General features: G+C 75.2%; 7 protein-coding genes. All 7 read right to left on the bottom strand.

The features are described from left to right. Positions 1 to 43: 43 nt before the first annotated feature. Genes ACFCV8_RS24475 through ACFCV8_RS24445 form a run of 7 tightly spaced genes read right to left on the bottom strand, consistent with a single transcriptional unit; the run spans position 44 to position 20,001 of the window. Positions 44 to 2,080, bottom strand: coding sequence for a beta-ketoacyl synthase N-terminal-like domain-containing protein (locus ACFCV8_RS24475; protein ID WP_376687569.1), 2,037 nt, complete (start codon positions 2,078 to 2,080; stop codon positions 44 to 46). Next, positions 2,077 to 5,385, bottom strand: a complete 3,309-nt coding sequence (locus ACFCV8_RS24470) for an amino acid adenylation domain-containing protein (protein ID WP_376687568.1) — start codon at positions 5,383 to 5,385, stop codon at positions 2,077 to 2,079. Before ACFCV8_RS24470 ends, ACFCV8_RS24475 begins: the two co-directional genes overlap by 4 nt. A gap of 5 nt (positions 5,386 to 5,390) precedes the next feature. After that, the gene (locus tag ACFCV8_RS24465; RefSeq protein WP_376687567.1) at positions 5,391 to 9,344 is read right to left on the bottom strand and encodes an amino acid adenylation domain-containing protein; all 3,954 of its coding nucleotides are present in this window, start codon (positions 9,342 to 9,344) and stop codon (positions 5,391 to 5,393) included. Beyond that, positions 9,341 to 14,074 carry an amino acid adenylation domain-containing protein gene (locus ACFCV8_RS24460; protein ID WP_376687566.1) on the bottom strand — a complete coding sequence of 1,578 codons (4,734 nt, stop codon included), beginning with the start codon at positions 14,072 to 14,074 and terminating at the stop codon, positions 9,341 to 9,343. Before ACFCV8_RS24460 ends, ACFCV8_RS24465 begins: the two co-directional genes overlap by 4 nt. Beyond that, positions 14,074 to 15,123 (bottom strand): MupA/Atu3671 family FMN-dependent luciferase-like monooxygenase, encoded by a 1,050-nt coding sequence (locus tag ACFCV8_RS24455; protein ID WP_376687565.1) that lies wholly within the window; start codon positions 15,121 to 15,123, stop codon positions 14,074 to 14,076. Before ACFCV8_RS24455 ends, ACFCV8_RS24460 begins: the two co-directional genes overlap by 1 nt. Further along, positions 15,108 to 18,668 carry an amino acid adenylation domain-containing protein gene (locus ACFCV8_RS24450; RefSeq protein WP_376687564.1) on the bottom strand — a complete coding sequence of 1,187 codons (3,561 nt, stop codon included), beginning with the start codon at positions 18,666 to 18,668 and terminating at the stop codon, positions 15,108 to 15,110. Before ACFCV8_RS24450 ends, ACFCV8_RS24455 begins: the two co-directional genes overlap by 16 nt. Further along, the gene (locus ACFCV8_RS24445) at positions 18,652 to 20,001 is read right to left on the bottom strand and encodes an MFS transporter (RefSeq protein WP_376687563.1); all 1,350 of its coding nucleotides are present in this window, start codon (positions 19,999 to 20,001) and stop codon (positions 18,652 to 18,654) included. The genes ACFCV8_RS24450 and ACFCV8_RS24445 overlap by 17 nt, the downstream gene beginning before the upstream one ends. Between the last annotated feature and the right edge of the window lie 80 nt (positions 20,002 to 20,081).

The following is a 20,081-nucleotide window of genomic DNA, read 5'->3' as shown; positions in this document are numbered from 1 at the left end:
ACCCCCTTCCGGGTCGGGGCCGAGCCCGTCGTACCGGCGGTGCTCACTCCGCCTCGAACTCCGAGAGCAGGGCGTCGAGGGAGTCGTCGCCCTCGCCGGTCGCGATGATCTGCCGGGCCATCTCGTGCAGCGTCAGCTGCTCCAGGAACAGCGTGACGGGGACGTCGAGACCGAAGTCGTCCCGGAGGCAGCCGACCAGGTGGACGGCGGTCAGCGAGTCGCCGCCCGCCGCGAAGTACGTCATCTCCGGGTCGTCGGCGTCCGCCAGCCCCAGGGCCTCGGCGAGCAGCGCGCGTACGCCCTGCTCCAGGCCGCCGGAGGTGTCGCGCCCCTCCGGCTCCTGCCCGCCCGGCGCCGCCGCGCCCAGCCGGTACGCGCCGTGGCTCTCCCCGGCGAAGGGGTACGACGGCAGCGCGACCCGGCGGCCGCCGCCCTCCCGCACCACCGCCTCGCCGGCCAGCCACGCCTCGCCCAGCGGGTCGGCCCCGCCCGCACCGGCCCGGCCGCCCGAGGCGATCCCGTCCAGCAGCTGTGCCGCCCGGGCCCGGTCCCCGGCCCGCACGTAGCCGCGCACGGCCAGCGGGGCACGGCCCCGGTGCAGGGTGTACGCGGTGTCGGCGAGGGACGGCGCGTCCGGCGCCCGCAGGGCCTTCGCCAGCCGCTCGGCCACCGCGGACAGGTCCTGACGGGTACGGGCGGACAGCAGCAGCACCTCCGCCCCGTCCCCGGCGTCCGGGTCACCGGCGGTCCGCGGCGGCGCCTCCTCCAGGACCACGTGCACGTTGGTGCCGCCGATGCCCACCGAACTCACCCCGGAGCGCCGCGGACCGTGCTCCGGCTCCGGCCAGCCGGCCGCCCGCTCGATCAGGTGGAACGGCGAGTCGTCGAAGCCGAGTTCGGGGTGCGGGCGGCCGGGGTCGGCGTTGGGCACCAGGGTCGCGTGCTCCAGCATGAGCACCGATTTGATGAGCGCGGCGACGCCCGCCGCCGCGTCCAGGTGACCGATGTTCGACTTCACCGAGCCGAGCCCGATCCGCCCGGTGCCGAGCGCCCCCTTGAACGCCGCGGTCGCCGCCGCGGCCTCGATCCGGTCGCCGAGCGCGGTGGCCGTGCCGTGCGCCTCCAGGTACTGGGCGTCGGCCGGGTCGAGCCCGGCGGCCGTCCATGCCTCCACCACGGCCGCGGTCTGCTGGTCCACGCCGGGCGCGGTGAACCCGACCTTGTCGGCCCCGTCGTTGGTGACGGCGCTGCCCCGGATGACCGCCCGGACCGGGTCGCCGTCGGCCAGCGCGTCGGAGAGCCGTCGCAGCACGACGACCCCCACCCCGTTGCCCGGGACGGTGCCACCGGCCCGCTCGTCGAAGGGGCGGCACCGGCCGTCCGGCGAGTAGATCCCGCCCTGCTGGTGGACGTAGCCGCGCCTGTGCACCGCGTCCACGGCGACGCCCCCGGCCAGTGCCGTGTCGCACTCGCCGAGCAGCAGCGACTGCACCGCGAGGTGCACCGCGGTCAGCGAGGTCGAACAGGCCGTCTGCACGGTCATGCTCGGCCCCTGGAGCCCCAGCCGGTAGGAGAGCCACGGGGCGAGGAACTCCCGGTCGGTGAGGATGCGGACCTGGAGCGCGCCGATCGACGCGGCGAGCCGCGGATTCGTCTGCGCGGCCAGCATGTGCTCGGTCGGGCCGCCGCCGACGTACACCCCGGTACGGCCCGGGCCGCCGAGCGGGCTGCGGCCGGCGTTCTCCAGCGCGGCCCAGGCCGTCTCCAGGAGCAGCCGGTGCTGCGGGTCCAGGGCCGCCGCCTCGGTGCGGTTGAATCCGAACAGCTCCGCGTCGAAACGGTCCGCGTCCGCGAGGTGCCCCTTGGCCGGTACGTAGTCGCGGCCGCGCACCTCCTGCGGGTCGGCGCCGTCGGCGATCAGCTCCTCCTCGGTGAAGTCGGTCACCGAGCAGAGCCCGTCGAGCAGATTGGCCCAGTAGGTGTCCAGGTCGGCTGCGCCGGGGAAGCGGCCGCTCATCCCGACGACCGCGATCGCGGAATCAGCTGCGAGGGGCTCGGCGGCGCTGGTGTTCTCGGTCATCGTGTGGAGCCTTTCCGGGAGTTGATACGTCGGGCGGCGGCGGTGCGCCGTGCGTGCCGGTCACCGCCGCGCGCGGCGGCCGTGTCGGCGGGAGGTGCGGTGGCGGGGGCCCCGGCCCCGGATCCGGCGGCCGTGGCGGACGAACGGTCGAGGAACGCGGCCAGGGAGCTGACGGTGGGGTGGCGGAACAGGTCGACCAGGCTCAGCTCGCCGTACGTGCCCAGCTCGCGCAGGGCGGACAGGACGCTCAGCAGGCGGATCGAATTGCCGCCCAGGTCGAAGAAGTGGTCGGTGACGGCGACGAGTTCGACGTGGAGGACCCGGGACCACAGGCCTGCCACCAGCTGTTCGGTCGGGGTGCCCGCGACGCTGGTCGAACCGTCGGGGAGGCACTGCACGGTGGCGGGCTCCGGGAGCCGGGCCCGGTCGATCTTGCCGTTACTGCTCAGCGGCATCTCGTCCAGGCGCACGAACACCTCGGGCACCATCGACCCGGGCAGCCGCCGGGCGAGATGGGCGCGCAGTTCCGCGTCCGGCGGAGCCTGCCCGTCCCGGCCGACGACGTACGCCACCAGCCGCTGGGCGGTGCCCTCGCCGCGTACGGTGGCCGCGGCCAGGGCGACGCCGGGCGCGCCCGCCAGCAGCGTCTCGATCTCGCCGAGCTCCACCCGTACACCGCGCAGCTTGACCTGGAGGTCGGAGCGCCCGAGGTAGTGGATGAGGCCGTGGGCGTCGATCCGGCCCAGGTCCCCGGTGCGGTACATCCGGGTGCCCGGGGCGCCGTGCGGGTCGGCGACGAAGCGTTCGGCGGTCAGGGCCGGGCGGCCGATGTACCCCCGCCCGAGCGAGGCGCCGGTCACGTAGATCTCGCCGGCGACCCCGGCGGGGACCGGGCGCAGCCGCTCGTCGAGCACATAGACCCGGGAGCCGGGCACCGCCCCGCCGAGCACCACGGGCTCGCCGGGGGAGAGGTCGCCGGTGGTCGCGTAGACGGTCACCTCGCTGGGCCCGTACGCGTTGACGATCCGGCGGCCGGGAGCGGCGAGCCGCTCGACCAGCTCGGCCGGGCAGGCCTCGCCGCCGACCGCGACGGTCCGCAGCTCGGGCAGCTGCCCGGTCAGGTCGGGCAGCAGCATCGCGGCGGACGGCGGCAGGAACACATAGGTGATCCGGGAGTCCCGCAGCCGCTCCAGCAGGGCCTCGCCGATCCGCTCGTCCTCCCTCGGGACGTGCAGCTCGGCCCCGGCCACCCAGGGGAAGAAGAGGTCGGACACGGCGACGTCGAACCCGAACGAGACGAACTGCAGCACCCGGTCGTCGGCGTTCACCGGGAAGGCGTGCCGGACCGCACGGGTGAGGTTGAGCAGCGCCCGGTGCTCGATCGCGACGCCCTTGGGGACACCGGTGGAGCCCGAGGTGAACAGCACGTACGCGAGGTCCCCGGGGCCCGGCACGGTGCGGCCCCCGGGGAGGCCGGCCGGGGGCAGCGGGTCGGTGACGGCCGGGCGGTCGATCCGGACGCACGGCACGTCCAGGCCCTCGCCGCGCTCGGCGGTCTCCCGGGCGGTGATCAGGAGGCCGGTGCCGGAGGCCGTCACCATGTGGCGGAGCCGGGCCTCGGGGTGGGCCTGGTCCAGCGGGACGTACGCGCCGCCCGCCCGCAGCACGGCGAGGGCCGCGATGCCCTGATCGGCCGAGCGGGGCAGGAGCAGACCGACCCGGAAGCCCGGCCGTACCCCGGCGGCCCGCAGCCGGGCGGCCAGCGCGTCGGCCCGGGAGAGCAACTCGGCGTAACTGAGCTCGAGTTCGCCGAAGACCAGGGCGGTGGCGTCGGGCCGCTCGGCGGCCCGGTCGGCGATCAGGTCGGGCACCAGCCGGTCCGGCGCGGCGGCCTCGGCGAGACGGTCGGCGCCCGCGATCGTCCGGCGGGCCTCGTCGGCGGGCACAAGCTCCACGGTGGACAGCGGCGCCGACGGGTCGGCGAGCAGACCGTCCAGCAGCGTACGGAAGTTGACCGTCCAGCGGCGGACCGTGGCGGCGTCGAACAGGTCGCTGCGGTAGATGAACTGGGCGGCGAGCTCCTCGCCCCACCGTTCCATGAACAGATGGAAGTCGAACTTGGCGGTGTCCAGGGTCAGCGGGAGGCGTTCGGTGCTCGCCCCGGCCAGCGCCAGGACCGGCTCGGCCTCGTCCTCGTAGCTGAGCGCCACCTGCACCACCGGGTCGTGGCTGGTCTCCCGGACCGGGGCGAGGGTGTCGACCACCGCCTCGAACGGCGCGTCCAGATACGGCCGCGCCGCCAGCATCGAGGCCCGGACCCGGCGGGTCAGCTCGTCCAGCGACGGGTCGCCCGACAGATCCACCCGCATCGCCAGGGTGTTGGTCAGCATCCCGACCATCTCCTGGAGCTCGGGCCGTTCCCGGCCCGCCGCCGGATAGCCGACGACCAGGTCGTCGCCGCCCGAGAGCCGGGAAAGGAAAGCGGCGTACGCGGCGAACATCGTCATGAACGGGGTCGCCCCCTGCACCGCCGCCACCTCGGCCAGGCGCTCCCTGACCCCGGCGCCGATCAGGAACCGCTCGGTGCCCCCGGCGGCCGTACGGACCGGCGGACGCGGGCGGTCCAGCGGCAGTTCCGTGGTGGCCGGCGCGCCGCGCAGCAGCTCCACCCAGTGCTCCACGGATGCCTCGAACGCCCCGTCGGCGGCGCGTTCGCGCTGCCAGGCCGCGTAGTCGGGGAACTGGAGCGGCGGCTCAACCGGGCGGAACGTCCTGCCCGCCACCTCCTCCCGGTACCCCTCGGAGAGTCCCTCCAGCATCAGATTCAGCGACCAGCCGTCGCAGACCAGATGATGGGCGACCAGCAGCACCCGGTGACTGCCGTCGTCGACGGCGAATACGGTGCAGCGCAGCAGCGGCCCCGTACCGGTGTCGAAGGGGAGGGCGGCCCCGGCCCGCACCTGTGCGTCCGCCCGGTCGGCCGGAACGTTCCGGCGGACCGTGAACGCTGCCCGGCCGACGGCCGAGACGCACTGTGCCGGGGTGCCGTCCCCGGCGGTACGGAAGACGGTCCGCAGCGCTTCGTGCCGGGCCACCAGCGCGTCCAGGGCACGCCCGAACGCGGCGGTGTCGAACGGGCCGCGCACCGTGAAGGCGACCGGCACGTTGTACTGCGGCGAGCCCGGGTTCAGCTGGTCCAGGACGAGCAGACGGCTCTGCGCGTCGGAGGCGGGGAACTCGTACTCCTCGTCCCCGACGCCCTCCACGGCATACGGGTCGATGAGATCGACGGCGTCGACGGTCATGTCTTTCAGTCCCCTCGGAGGGCGGATTCGAGAACCTCGGCGACCACGGCCGCCGGGCCCGGAGTGAGTACGTCGCTGTGACCGCAGTCCAGTTCGTGCACGTCGAGCGCGGCGGTCACGCGCTGCCACGCCTCGGTCTTCTCGGCCGTGGTCGGCCAGGCGTCGTGGGTCGCGGAGAAGAGCGTCAGCGCCCCGTCGTAGCCGGACGGCCGCCACTCCCGCACCAGCCGGGAGTGGTGCGCCCCGGTGTCGACCAGGGTGTGCAGCTGCCGGCCGGTCAGCCCGTCGAAGGCGCCCCGACCGGCCGCGGCGAACAGGGCGTCCCGGGTGAGCGGGCCGTCGGGCACCGGTACTCCCGGCGCGTGCGAGTGGTGCAGGATGCGCAGCATCTCGTCCTCGACGGCGGCGGGGTCCGGCGCGGTGTCCCGGCTCTCCTCGGGCATCGGCATGGCGTCCACCACGGCGAGCATCGAGACCTCCTCGCCCGCCCGGCGCAGCCGCACCGCCAGTTCGTAGGCGAGCGGCCCCCCGAAGGACCGGCCGACGAGCAGGTACGGCCCCCTCGGCCGGAGCGCACGCACGCTCTCCAGGTACTGGTCCGCCAACGCGTGCAGGGTGTCCGGGAGCCGTTCCACCCCGGAGAGCAGGGCCGGGCTCTGCAGGGCGTGCACCGGACGCTCCGGGTCCAGGTGCGGCAGCAGGTTCACGTACGACCAGCCGAGCCCGAGGCCGGGGTGCACACAGATCAGCGGGGTGCGACGGCCGCCGGTGCGCAGGGTGAGCACCGGCTCCAGGCTGTTGTGGCGCGGCCGTTCCGGTGCCGTGCGCGCGGGGCGTCCGGCCGCGGCCCGCAGCGGTGTAGGGACGGCGGGCCCGGCGGGCGCCGCGTCGAGCAGGGCGGCGAGCGCGGCCGGGGTCGGCGCGTCGAACAGGGCGGAGACCGGCAGCCGGACCCCGAGCACCGTCTCGATCTTCGACTTCAGCCGCAGGGCGGTGAGCGAATGGCCGCCCGCCCGGAAGAAGTCGGTGTCCGGCCCGACCGAGGGGACACCGAGCACCGTGCCGAACACCGCGCACAGCTCCCGTTCCCGCGCCGAGCCCGCCTCCCGCCGGGCCACCGGCTCCGTACGGGGTACGGGGTCGGGGAGCGCGGCCCGGTCGGCCTTGCCGTGCCGGGTGAGCGGCACCCCGTCGATCCGTGTCCACAGCGACGGCACCAGATGCGCGGGCAGCCGCGCCGCGGCGTGCGCCCGCACCCGCTCGAGCGTCCGCTCCCAGGGCTCCGCCCGGTCCGCCGGCCCGGCCGTCACCAGCCAGGCCGCCAGCAGCTTGCCGCCCGCCGCGTCCCGCCGGGCACCGACGACGGCCCGGGCCACCCCGGGGCACCCCGCCAGCACGGCCTCCACCTCGGCGGGCTCCACCCGGAACCCCCGCACCTTGACCTGGTCGTCGGCGCGGCCCGCGAACTCCAGGAGCCCGTCCGGCGTCCAGCGCGCCAGGTCGCCCGTGCGGTACATCCGGCTGCCCGGCGGCCCGTACGGATCGGCGACGAACCGTTCCGCCGTGGCGGCCGGCCCGCCCAGGTAGCCCAGGGCCAGCCCGGTGCCGCCGAGGTACAGCTCACCGGTGGCGCCCGCCGGGACGGGGCGCAGCCGCGCGTCGAGCACCCGGGCGCGGGTGTTGTCCAGGGGGCGCCCGATGGGAACGGCGCCCGGCCGGTGCGCCGGGTGCCCGGAGGCGGTGTGCGCGGTGGCGTACACGGTCGTCTCGGTGGGGCCGTAACCGTTGACGACCACCGTGTCCGGGCAGTGCTCCCGGATCCGGGACACCGTGTCCGGGGCGAGGACGTCGCCGCCGGACCACACCTCGCGCAGCCCAGACAGCGCGCCGGGCGCGATCTCCGCGACGGTGCGCAGCAGTTCGGGGGTGAGCATCAGCGCGGTGACCCCCCGTTCCCGGACCACCCGCGCCAGCAGCTCGGGGGTCACCGCCCCGGCCGGGGCGACGACTACCGTCCCGCCGTTCAGCAGCGGAACCCACACCTCGTACGTCGAGGCGTCGAAGGTGTACGGGTTGTGCAGCAGCACCCGGGTGTGGGAACCGCCCGCGAAGCGGGTGTCGGCGGCCAGTTCGGCGATGGCCCGCTGCGGGACCACCACCCCCTTGGGCTCCCCGGTGGATCCCGAGGTGTACAGCACGCACGCCGCGGAGCCGGCGGGGACGGGGACGGCGGTGAAGGGCTCGGTGGCGGACTCCTCGGTGACGTCCAGCAGCGGCGTACCGGCGGGCAGCCGCCCGGCGGCCGGGTCCGGCCCCGCGACGAGGACCAGGGCGGGTGTCGCCGCCGCCATCAGCCGGGCCAGTCGCGGCGCCGGGTGCGCCGGATCGAGGGGGAGCCAGCAGGCACCCGCCTTGAGGACCGCGAGCTGCGCCACGACCAGTGCGGCGGAACGGGGCAGCAGCAGGGCCACGGTGCGCCCCGGTGCCACGCCCGCCCGGACGAGCCGCGCGGCCAGCCGGTCGGAGGCCGCGTCGAGTTCCGCGTAGCGGAGGACCTCGCCGTCCGTGTCCACGGCCGGGGCGCCGGGGGTACGGGCCGCCTGTGCGGCGAACCGCTCGGCCAGGCCGGCCGGGGCGGCGGGCTCCCGGACCGGGCCGTCGGCCAGCGCCAGCAGCCGGTCCCGCTCCGCCGGGGGCAGGGCGTCGAGGGAGTCCACCACCGCGCCGGGCGGACCGGCGAGCTGCTCCAGCACGTGCGCCAGGCGCGCGCCGACGTCGGAGGCGGAGATCCCCCGGCGGCAGCTCACCGACAGGAGCAGCCCCTCCTCGACGACCGCCGCGACCGTGACCGGGTAGTGCGTCGCGTCGGCCACCTTCGCCAGCCGGACGGCACCGGGGCCCTCGTCGTCGGCCCGGACACCGCGGGGGAAGTTCTCGAAGGCCACGACCGAGTCGAAGAGTTCACCGGCACCCACGGCGTGCTGCACCTCGGCGGTGCGCGCGTGGTGGTGCTCCAGCAGCCGGGACTGCTCGTCCTGGACGCGGCGCAGCAGTTCCTCCACCCGCTCGCCGTCCCGCAGCCGCACCCGCACCGGCAGGGTGTTGATGAACAGGCCCACCATGGACTCGACACCGGGCAGATCGTGCGGGCGTCCGGAGACGACCGCGCCGAAGACCAGGTCGCGCGAGCCGGTCAGCCGGGCCAGCACCAGCGCCCAGGCGACCTGGACCAGGGTGTTCAGTGTGACGCCGGTGTCGGCGGCCCGCCGGGTCAGTGTCGCGGTGAGCTCGGCCGACAGCCACTGCCGGGCCCGGTCGGACACCGTGTCCGGCCCGGACGGGGCGAGCAGCGCGGGGTGCTCCAGACCTTCCAGGGACTCGGCCCACGCGGCCTCGGCCTTGTGCCGGCCCTGGCCGCCCAGCCACACCAGATAGTCCCGGTAGGGCGTGGCGGGCGGCAGCGAGCCGCCCGTCACGAGCGCGGCCAGATCGCGTTCGACGACCGCCATCGACCATCCGTCCAGCAGGATGTGGTGGAACGAAACGACCAGTTCGGCGCCGTCCGCCCGCCGCAGGAACGTGGCCCGGACCAGCGGCGGGCGGGCCAGGTCGAAGCGGAGCCCGGCGTCCTCGCGCAGCACCTCCTCGGTGCGCGCCCGTGCCGCGTCCGGCGCCAGGCCCGTCAGGTCCACCTCGGTCCAAGGAACCCGGACCGACTTCGGCACCACCTGGACCGGCCGGTCCAGGCGCTCGTGACGGAAGCAGGCCCGCAGGTTGGGGTGCCGGTCCAGGAGCGCGGTGACCGCTTCCCGGGCCGCCGTCGCGGTGACCGAGGGGCCGGTCTCGAAGCGGGCCTGCACCAGGTAGGGGTCGGGGCCCGCGGTCTCCCGGGCCGCCTGGAAGAGCAGGCCCTCCTGGAGCGGGGAGAGCGGCAGCACGTCCGCGATGCGCGTGTTCATCGTCCCGGCTCCTCGTCGTCGGTGGAGCCGCGGGTGCCCGACGGTGTGCCGTCGGGGTCCGTGTCGAAGCCGTCGTCGAGGCCGTCGAAGTCCATGTCCTGGCCGAGCAGTTCCAGCTGGTCGCCGGTCAGGTCGACGAGCGGGAAGTCGGACGGGCTCTGCGCCGCCCCGCCGTCCGGCCCGCACTGGTCCGCGAGCACGCCGAGCGCCTCGGTCCACGCCCCGGCCAGCGCCCGTATCCCGTCCTCGGTGAACGCCCCCGCCGGGTACGAGAAGCTGGCCTCCACCACCGGCTCGCCGTTCTCCTCACGGGCCAGCACATCCACCTCCAGGGTGTGCGCCAGCGGCACGGCGTCCGGGTCGGGTTCGAGCAGCCGCCCGCCCGAGGTGTCGCCCCCGGCGAACCGCCCCAGGTAGTTGAACCGGACATCGGGTGTGGGGAGGGCGGCGAGCGCCGGGCCGTGCTCCGGGTCGAGGTAGCGCAGCAGGCCCCAGCCGAGTCCGCCGCCGGGCACCGCCCGAAGCTGCTCCTTGACGTTCTTCAGGGCCTCGCCGGGCCGTCCGCCGGGGGTCACCGACGCGGCGCCGAGGTCCAGACGTACGGGGTACTGGGTGGTGAACCAGCCGACGGTGCCGGAGACGTCCACCGGGGCGGAGACATTCTCCCGGCCGTGGCCCTCCAGATGGACGGCGAGCGCCGAGCCGGTGCCCCGCCGCCGGACCGCGGCCGAGGCCAGGGCGGTCAGCATCACCGCGTCGGGGCGGCAGTTGAAGGCGGCCGGCAGGGTGGAGAGCACGCTGTGGCTGAGTGCCGGGGCGAGGTCGAAGGTGATGGTCCGCCGCTTGCCGCCCACTGCGGGGCCGTCGGTCAGCCGGGCCGAATTGTCCACCAACTGCCTTGTCCACCAGGTCAGTTCGCCGTGTCGCAGGGCTGCCTCGCGGGAGAGCAGCCGGGACCACCTGGCGAACGAGGCGCTCCTCGCGGCCACGGCCCCGTCCCCGCCTCGCCCCTCCAGCGCGGCGGACAGCTCCTGTCCGATGACCCGCCAGGAGAAGCCGTCCACGGCCAGGTGGTGCACGACCAGCAGCAGGGCGCCGGGACGGCCGGAACCGGGATCGAGCCACACCGCCCGCATCATCTCGCCGTGCTCGGGCCGCAGGGGAATCGTCCGGGCCAGTTCGGTGGCCCGGGCGTGGAGATCGGTGTCCGCGTCCACGGCCAGCCGGACCGCCGGGGGCTCGCCGGGCGTGTCCTCCTCGGGCACCTCCAGCTCCCAGCCGGTGTCCTCCCCGCGCACCAGGCGCATCCGCAGCGCGGCGTGCCGCCCGGCCAGCGCGCGGAGCGCCTCCCGGATCGCGGCGAGGCCGGTGCCGGCCGGCAGCGGGAAGAGCATGGACTGGGTGAACGCCGCGGTGTCCCGGACCTGTTCGCGCCACCAGTGCATCACCGGGGTCAGCGGCAGCCGCCCGGTCCCGGTGTCCGCCGCCTCCTCGCCCTCGCCCTCGGGCGTACGGGCCAGCACGGCCAGCCGGGCCGGGGTGCGTACGGTGAACACGTCGTGCGGGGAGATCACCAGACCGGCGGTCCGGGCCCGCGCGGCGAGCTGGATCGCCATGATGCTGTCCCCGCCGAGCCGGAAGAAGTCGTCGTCCGCACCGGCCTGTCCGAGGCCCAGCAGCTCCGCGAAGAGACCGCAGAGGATCTCCTCGCGCGCCGATCCGGGGAGCCGGACCGCGCCGTCGGCCCGTACGGCGGGGGCGGGCAGCGCCGCCCGGTCGAGCTTGCCGTGCGACGACAGCGGCAGCGCGTCCAGCACCACCACTGCGGCCGGCACCATCGCCGCGGGCAGCCGCCCCGAGGCGTGCAGCAGCAGCGCGTCCTCGTCGATGCGGGCCCCCCGCGCGGGCACCGCGTACGCGACGAGCTGCGCGGCGCCGCCCAGGTCGTCGCGGACGACGGCCACCGCCCGCTCCACATCGGGGTGCTCGGTGAGCGCGGCGGCGATCTCGCCCGGCTCGATCCGCAGGCCGCGCAGCTTCACCTGCTCGTCGCCGCGCCCCAGGTAGTACGTCGTGCCGCTGTCGTCGCGGTGGGCGAGGTCGCCGGTGCGGTACATGCGGCTGCCGGGCGGACCGTACGGATCGGCGACGAACCGCTCGGCGGTGAGGGCCGCGCGCCCCAGGTAGCCCCGGGCCAGCGCGGGTCCCGCCAGGTACAGCTCGCCGCCCGCCCCGGCCGGGACCGGGCGGAGCCGTTCGTCCAGGACATAGGCGGCGGTGCCCGCCACCGGGGTGCCGATGGGCGGCACCGTGCCGTCGGCGGCCAGCGGCCCGGAGACGGTGGAGACGACGGTCGACTCGGTCGGCCCGTACGCGTTGTGGAACCGCCGCCCGTCCGTCGCCCAGCGGGCCACCAGCTCCGGCGGGCAGGACTCCGCACCGACCAGGACCGCGCGCAGATCCGGATACGTCCCGCTCGGTACGGTCGCCAGCACCGACGGCGGGACGAACGTGCAGGAGATCCGCCGCTCGGCCAGGACCGTGCCGAGCTCCTCGCCGACCAGTGGCCCGGGCCCCGGCAGCACCAGGGTGCCGCCCGAGCCGAAGGCCAGGCACATCTCGCCTACGGAGATGTCGAAGGAGGGCGGCCCGAGCTGGAGCACCCGGCTGTCCGGACCCACACCGGCCCCGTCCACCAGGCTCCGGCTGAGCGCGGCCACCCCGGCGTGGGTGACCAGCACTCCCTTCGGGGCGCCGGTGGAGCCCGAGGTGTGGATCACGTGCGCGAGGTCGTGCGGTGCCGGGCCGCCGGGCGGCAGCGGCTCGCCGGACCAGGCTTCGGCGTCCAGGACCAGCACCGGCACCCCGGCCCCGGGCGGGGTGCCGCCCGGTTCGGTGACGAGCAGGACCGGCGCGGCCTCGGCCAGCACCCGGCGGATCCGCTCGGCCGGGTGGGCGGGATCGACGGGCAGGTAGGCGGCCCCGGCGCGCTGCACCGCCAGCGCCGCGACCGGCCAGTCGCCGCCCCTCGGCAGGGCCAGGGCGACGATCCGCCCCGGGCCCGCCCCGAGCTCCGCCAGACGGCCCGCCAGCCGGGCCACCCGGTCGTCCAGTTCCGCGTAGCTCAGGGCGCGGTCCGGTCCCTCCAGGGCCGGGGCGCCGGGGGTGAGCGCCGCCTGCCGGGACACCATCGCGGGCAGCGGGAGCGGGGCGGGGGCCGCGGGCCCGGCGGAACCGGCGAGCAGCCGCTCGCGCATCGCCGCGGGCACCAGGTCGATGTCCCCGATGAGCGCGTCCGGGTCGGCGGTGATCCGCCGCAGCAGCTCGACGTAGCACTCCGTCCAGCGGGCCACCGTCTCCGGCGCGAAGACGTCGGTACGCAGCCCGAAGCTGCCCTCCATCCCGTCGCCGCTGTCCTTCACCACTCCGACCAGGTCGTGCTCGCCGCCGGTGTGGATGCGCTCGGGCTCCGCGAACTCCTTCATCACCGAGACGCTCGGCTGCTGTGTCAGGTGCATGAACACCCACTGGTACAGCGGGGCCCGGCCCGCGCTGCGCTCGGGCGCGGCGGCCGACACGATCCGGCCCACCGGGATGTCCGCGTTGGCCATCAGGTCGGGGAAGTCGACGGCGAACCCGGCGAGCACGTCGGCGAAGGACCGGTCCCCGGTCACCTTCCAGCGGGTCGGCACCGCGTTCATGACGTATCCGATGACCCGGTCCAGGCCCTTGGCCGCCCGGTTGGCGATGGGGGTGCCGATCACCAGGTCGTCGGCGCCGCTCACCCGGTGCGCCAGTACGGCGAAGGCGGCCATCAGCACCACGTAGACGGAGGCGCCGCGTTCCCGGGCCAGTGCCCGCACCGCGGCGGTGGTCTCCGCGTCGACGTGGAAGGGGATCTGCGCGATGCCGTCGCCCTCGGAGACCGAGGCGCTGCCGCCGGGCACGGCGAGCGGGCCGGGCGGGTCGGCGAGGTAGCGCCGCCAGAAGTCGAGCCGGCTCGCGAACACCCCGGACTCCGCCAGCTCGCTCTGCCAGGACGAGAAGTCGGCGTACTGGACGGCGGGCCGCTCCAGCGGCGGCGCCAGGCCGTCGCGCAGCGCGCCGTACGCCAGCGCGAACTCGTTCTGCAGCACGTCGAAGGACCACCAGTCGCTGATGGTGTGGTGCAGACTCAGCATCAGCGTGGAGCGCCGCTCGTCGACCCGGACGAACCTGGCCCGCACGAGCTTGTCCCTGCCCAGGTCGAAGGGGCGGCTGCGGAAGGCCTCGAAGGCCTCGTCGATGGTCCGGCCGGTGCCGCGCAGGTCCTCCCGCTCCAGGTCGAAGTCCGTGTCGTCGTGGAACTCGACGTGCAGTTCGCCCGACGGGTCCGTCACGATCCGGGTCCGCAGGATGTCGTGGTGGCTCTGGAGCAGGGTCAGCGCGGCGGTCAGATGCCCGGGGTCGACGGGCCGGTCGAAGTGGTAGGCGGCGCACAGGTTGAGGGCGGGTGTCCCCGGATACAGCGAGTCGTACACCCACAGGTCGTGCTGGGCGGGGCTGAGCGGCACCCGGCGGGCCGGGTCGCGCGGCGGTATGACGGCGGGTATCTCCCGGGACCGGCCCGCCTCCAGCATGCGGCGCATCAGGCGGATCCGCTGCTCCCTGCCGAGCGCGGTGAACCGCTCGGCCATGGAGAGGGGCGGCGTCGCACCCGGGACGGTGCGCGAAACGGTGGGGGCGCTCATCACAGGTTCTCTTTCAGCTCGGCCAACCGGTGCAGCCCGGCCAGTACGTCGTCGCGTCCGATCCCGAAGTCGATGAAGCAGGCGACCTCGTCGACGCCCAGCTCGGCCAGATCGGCGAGCATCTTGGCGCAGTGCCCGGGGGAGCCGAGGAGGCTTCCCCAGCTCAGATAGCGTTCGAAGGCGAAGTCGGTGAGCATCGCGGTCTGTGCCTCGCTCAGCTTCGCGGTGGTGCTGTCCGCCTTGTTGGCGGCGGTCTGGCGGACGTACGAGGCGAGATAGGACTTCAGTGGGGCGCCCGCCATCCGGCGGACCTCCGCGTCGTCGGTGCCGACGTACGTGTGGGCCATCAGGGTGACCCGGCCGTGCGCGTCGGTGCCGCGCTGGTCGGGGGCGGCGGCGCAGGCGGCGCGGTACAGGGCGATCCGCTCGGCCAGTTCGTCGCGGCTCTGCCCGACGGTCGCACCGAGGACCCCGGTGCGCAGCCGCCCCGCCGCCTCCCAGGTCTGAGGGCTGCCGGACGTGGTGAGCCAGATCGGCAGGGTGTCCTGGACGGGGCGGGGCTGGGGCGTGAGGGAGACCGGGGCGCCCGTGCCGTCGGGGTACTCGGCGGACTCGCCCGCCCACAGGGCGCGCAGCAGCGGGATCGTCTCCAGGGCGGTGCGGCGCCGGTCCGCGTACCGTTCCGGGGCGATCGCGAAGTCCTTGGAGTGCCAGCCGGTGGCGACGGAGAGCCCCACCCGCCCGTGCGACAGGTTGTCCACGACGGCCCAGTCCTCCGCCACCCGCAGCGGGTGATGGAGCGGCAGGACGACGCTGCCGGCCCGGATGCCGATCCGCTCGGTGGCCACGGCGAGTGCCGCGCTGAGCACCGGCGGGCTGGGGAAGACCTGCCCCACCTGCTGGAAGTGGCGTTCGGGGGTCCAGATCGAGTGGAACCCGAGCCGGTCGGCGGTCCTGGCCACGGCCAGGATGTCCTCGTACGTCTCGGTGTGCCGGGCCTCGCCGGTGGTGGTGCTGTCGGCACCGAAGAACATCACGCTGAGGTCCACTGCCACTCCTCCTGCTGCTTCCTGTCGGTCTGGGTCCGGGGCTGGGGCTGGGGCTGGGCGGGTGCGCGGCGCGGCACCCGGGGACGGCGCGGAATGGGGGACGCGGCGGTGGCGCCGGGCCGGGCGGTGGCCCGTTCGAGCTCGGCGGCGAAGGCGGCGACGGTGGGCGAGGCGAACAACTGGGCCACGGTCACCGGCCGTCCGGCGCCCAGCCGGGCCACGGCCCGTACCGCGCGCAGGGAGTTGCCGCCCAGGGCGAAGAAGTCGTCGTCCAGTCCGGCGTTCAGCACCCCGAGGACCTCGCACCAGACAGCGGCGGTCTCCTGCTCCAGCGCGGTCATCGGACGCTGTGCGGTGGCCGGGGCGCGGCGCCGGTCCGGTACCGCGATCCGGTCCTTCTCGCCGGCCCGCCGGGGCGGATCGGTGAGGGCCAGCAGGGACAGCGGGGTGCCGGGGGAGGACACCTGGGCCTCCAGGGCCTCGGGCAGGGCCCGCGCGAGCCACTGGACGAACGCCGCCTCCAGGGCCTGGCCCCGGTATTCGAACGTCAGGGTCAGCCCGTCCGGTTCGCCGTCCGCCGTGGCGGAGTCCGTGACGTCCACCAGGAGTTCGAACCGGGCGGCGCCGGTGCGTACGATCTCCACGCCGTGCTCGGCGCCGGGCAGCGACACCTCGGCCCGCGCGTTGTTCTGGAGCGCCAGCACCACATCGGTGAACGGCTGGCGGCCCGGCGGGCGCGGCGGGTTGAGCTCCCCCACCACGTCCTCGAACGGTACGTCCTGGTGGCTGAAGGCGGCGAGGTCCGTCTCCCGCACCCGGGCGAGCACCTCGGCGGGGGTGGGGTCGCCGGACAAGTCGGTGCGCAGCACCAGCATGTTGACGAAGAAGCCGACCGCGTCCTCGACGCCGCTGTCCCCGGCGCGCCCGGCCACCGGGGCGCCGATCGCCAGGTCCTCGTCCGCGCCGGCCCGCAGCAGCACCGTGGCCAGCGCGGCGTGCAGCGCCATGAAGAGCGTGGCCCCCCGGTCGCGCGCCGACTCCACCACCCGGGCGTGCGCCGCCGCGTCGAGCCGGTGCACCACGACCCGCGCCTGCGGTCCGGGTACGGCGGGGCGCCCAGTGCGGCGGGGCAGCAGCGGTCCGCCGGCCGCCAGCCCGTCCAGCTCCTTGCGCCAGTACGTGAGCTGGCGGGCGGCGAGCGCATGCGGGTCGGACGCCGAGCCGAGCCGTTCGCGCTGGCGGCGGGCGTGTTCCGGGTACGGCACGGCGAGTGGTTCGAGCCCGGCCGGCCGCTCGCCCCGGGACCGTGCCCGGTAGGCGCGGGACAGGTCGCGGAACAGCGGCCGCAGCGACCAGCCGTCCCCGGCGATGTGGTGGACCAGCACCAGCAGCGCATGCTCGTCGGGACGCTCGTCGATGGTGAACAGCGTCGCCCGCACCGGGAGTTCGGTGCGCAGATCGAAGCGGCGCCGGGCTTCCCGCTCGATCTCCCGGTCGACCGTCTCCTCGGAGATCCGCAGCCGCCGCAGCCGGGGCCGGGCGGCGTCGCCGCTCAGCACCCGGCGTACCGGGGAGCCGTCGCGCTCCTCGAAGAGGGTGCGCAGCACTTCGTGACGGCCCACGACATCGGCCAGCGCGTCGGCCAGCGCGTCCGCGTCGACCGCACCCCGCAGCTCCACCAGCATCGGCAGGTTGTACGCGGCGCCCGCCCCGGTCCGGTCCAGGAACCAGAGCCGGTGCTGGGCGGGCGACACCGGCAGTGCCCCGGACCCGGTGCCGGAGGCGGCCCGGGGAGCGGGCGGCGCCGGGGGAGCGGTGTCGACGAGCGGGGCCAGCAGCGCCGGGGTGGGCGCCTCGAAGAGCGTACGGATGTCGAGTTCCACGCCGAGCGCGGCGCGGACCCGGCCCAGTAGCCGGGCGGCCAGCAGGGAGTGGCCGCCGAGGGCGAAGAAGTCGTCGTCCGGGCCGACCGCCCCGGCGCGCAGCACCTCGGAGAAGAGCCCGCACAGCGCGGCCGCGGTACCGCCGGGAGCCGTTCCCGCCCGGTCGGCGCCGGTGGCCGCCGGGGACCAGGGATCCGGCAGGGCGGCCCGGTCCAGCTTGCCGCTCGGGGTCAGCGGCAGCTCGGCCAGCGGCACGAAGACGGCCGGGACCAGGTAGTCGGCCAGCAGCTCGCGGGCGTGGGCGCGCAGCCCGTCCTCCCGGAAGTTCTGCCGCTCGCCGCCGCGCGGTACCACGTACGCGGTCAACTGGCGGTCGCCCGACGGGTGTTCGTGGGCGACGACCGCCGCCCGGTCGATGCCGGGGTGGCGGGCAAGGACGCTCTCGACCTCGCCCGGCTCCACCCGGAAGCCCCGGATCTTCACCTGGTCGTCGGCCCGGCCCAGGTACTCCAGCACCCCGTCGGCGCGGTACCGCGCGAGGTCGCCGGTGCGGTAGAGCCGCTCACCGGACGGGGCGGCGACGAAGCGCTCGGCGGTGAGCGCGGGCCGCCCCAGGTACGCGTGGGCGAGGCCCGCTCCGGCGGCGTACAGCTCGCCGGTTCGGCCTTCGGGCACCGGCCGCAGCTCCTCGTCGAGGACGTACAGCCGCTTCCCGGCCAGCGGACGGCCGATCGGCACCGGGCCCTCGCCCAGTTCGGCGCGGTTCACCGGGTGGACGGTCAGGAAGACCATGCACTCCACGGGCCCGTAGCCGTTGCTCAGCCGCAGCCGCGGAGCACGCTCCAGGGCGCGGGCCGCGTGCGGCGCGGACAGTGCCTCGCCGCCCACCACGAGCTCCCGCAGCCCGTCCAGCAGCCGGGGGTACTCGTCGATGACGACGTTGAACAGGGAGGAGGAGAGGTACATGGAGGTGATGCCGTGCTCGGCGACCAGCCGTGCCATCACGAAGGGCTCGGGCCGTGACCCGGGGTGCAGCACACAGGTCCCGCCGCTCATCAGCGGTCCCCACAACTCCAGCGCGAAGGCGTCCCACGACAGGGGCGCGCACTGGAGCCAGACCGAACCGGGACCGAAGGAGGCGAAGGTCTGTCCGGTCAGGGTGGCGGTGATCGCCCGGTGCGGGGAGGCGATGCCCTTGGGACGCCCGGTCGAGCCGGAGGTGAACATCACGCAGGCGAGGTCGTCGGGCCGGACCGTGACGGCGCCGCGCGGCAGCGGCCGCGCCCCGTCCGCGTCCTCGACGTGCACCCGGTCCGTGCCGGGCACTCCCGTGGCGGCGGCGCGGGCCGTCACGACCACGGTCGCCGACGCGTCCTCGGCCATCGCGCCCAGCCGGGCGGCGGGGAAGCCGGGATCCAGCATCACGTAGCAGGCACCGGCCTTGAGGATGCCGAGCACCGTCACGACGAGCGCAACGGAGCGCTCCAGATGGACGCCGACGGTGTCACCGGGGCCGATGCCCCGCTCGGCCAGCAGCCCCGCCACGCGGGCCGCCCGCTCGTCGAGTGCCGCGTAGCCGATCCGTTCCCCGTCGAGGACCAGCGCGGTCGCGCCGGGCGTCCGGGCCGCCTGCTCCTCGAAGCGTTCATGCACGCACCTCATCCCGTTCACCTCCCAGGTTCTCGTTGTCCCCGGCCGGCTCCCGCGGAGCGTCGAGGTCGGGCAGCAGGGTGTCGATGTCCCGGATCGAGCGGCTGGCGAGCCCCCACAGGGCCACCGCGGTCCCGCCGATCCCGGCGAGCAGCAGCATGGCCGCCATCCCGCTGCCCCGGCCGTGGCCGACGAGCGGCCCGACCAGGGCGAACAGTCCGGAATCCCGGGCGGCCAGCGGCTCGAACACGTGGTCGGCGAGCGGCCCGGAGACCGCCATGGCCAGCGGCACCGAGATCTGCGACAGGAACATCACCGCGCCGAAGACCCGGCCCTGCCACTCGTGCGGAACCTTGGTCTGCACGATGGTCTGCATCGACGCGTTGACCACCGTCATCAGCAGAGCGCCGACCAGAATGGCCGCGCACCAGCCGGGCACGCCGCGCACCATGCTCATCACCACCAGGGCGGACAGGCACATGCCGACGATGCCGAGCATCATGCCCCGGCCCCGGTTCGCGGGCCCGCCCCACGCCGCCATGAGCAGCGCGCCGGCCAACCCGCCGACGCCGACCGAGGTGTTGACCGCGGCCAGCGCCCCGTTCCCGGCCCGGAGCAGCACCATCGGCGAGATGATCGCGAAACCGAAGACCATGACCAGGTTGACGACACAGAAGTTGATGATCAGATCGCGCAGGCCGGGCACCCGGAACAGGTAGCGCAGCCCCTCGACGGCGTCGGCGGTGATCCGCCGGCGCGGTGCGGCGGCGTCCCTCTCCGGTACCCGGTCGCCGTTGAAGCGCACGATCCGGACGCCGATGAGGGCGAAGGCGTAACTCGCCACGTCGACCAGGAGCGTGGGGCCGATCCCGAAGAGCGCGACGAGCAGCCCGCCCAGCGCCGGCCCGCCGATCCCGGCGGCGCTCTTGGCCCCGGCCAGCAGGCCGTTGGTGCGGTCGAGCTGGTCCTTGCGGACCAGGAGCGGAACGGCCGAGGACAGCGCCGGGAACTGGAAGGCGGCGCAGACGCCCAGCAGGACGGTGGCCGGATAGACCTGCCAGGCATGGAACGCGCCCAGATAGTGCAGCGCGGCCAGCGCGCCGACGACGAGCAGCCCGCCGGCATCGGCTATCTGGAGCGCGCCGCGCTTGGTCATGCGGTCGACGATCGCACCCGCGAACGGACTGCACACGGCCTGAGGCAGCATGGCGCACAGCGAGAGCACCGTGACGGAGGTGGCGCTTCCGCCGGAGGCCCAGACCTCGACGATGAAGGCGAACCGGACCGCGGCGCTCCCGGCCAGCGACACCGCCTGACCGGACCAGACCAGCAGGAAGGGACCCATCCCCGAGAAACGTCCGGGAATCTCCGTTGATATCCGGGCGCCCATCAGGATTCGAGCCCCTTGCGCACCGGCACCCGGCA

Origin of the sequence: Streptomyces sp. NPDC056347, from assembly GCF_042262625.1 — a bacterium.
Classification (GTDB): Bacteria; Actinomycetota; Actinomycetes; order Streptomycetales; family Streptomycetaceae; genus Streptomyces.
The sequence above is the reverse complement of the archived record's forward strand: the minus strand, read 5'-3'. Positions and strand labels throughout refer to the sequence as shown.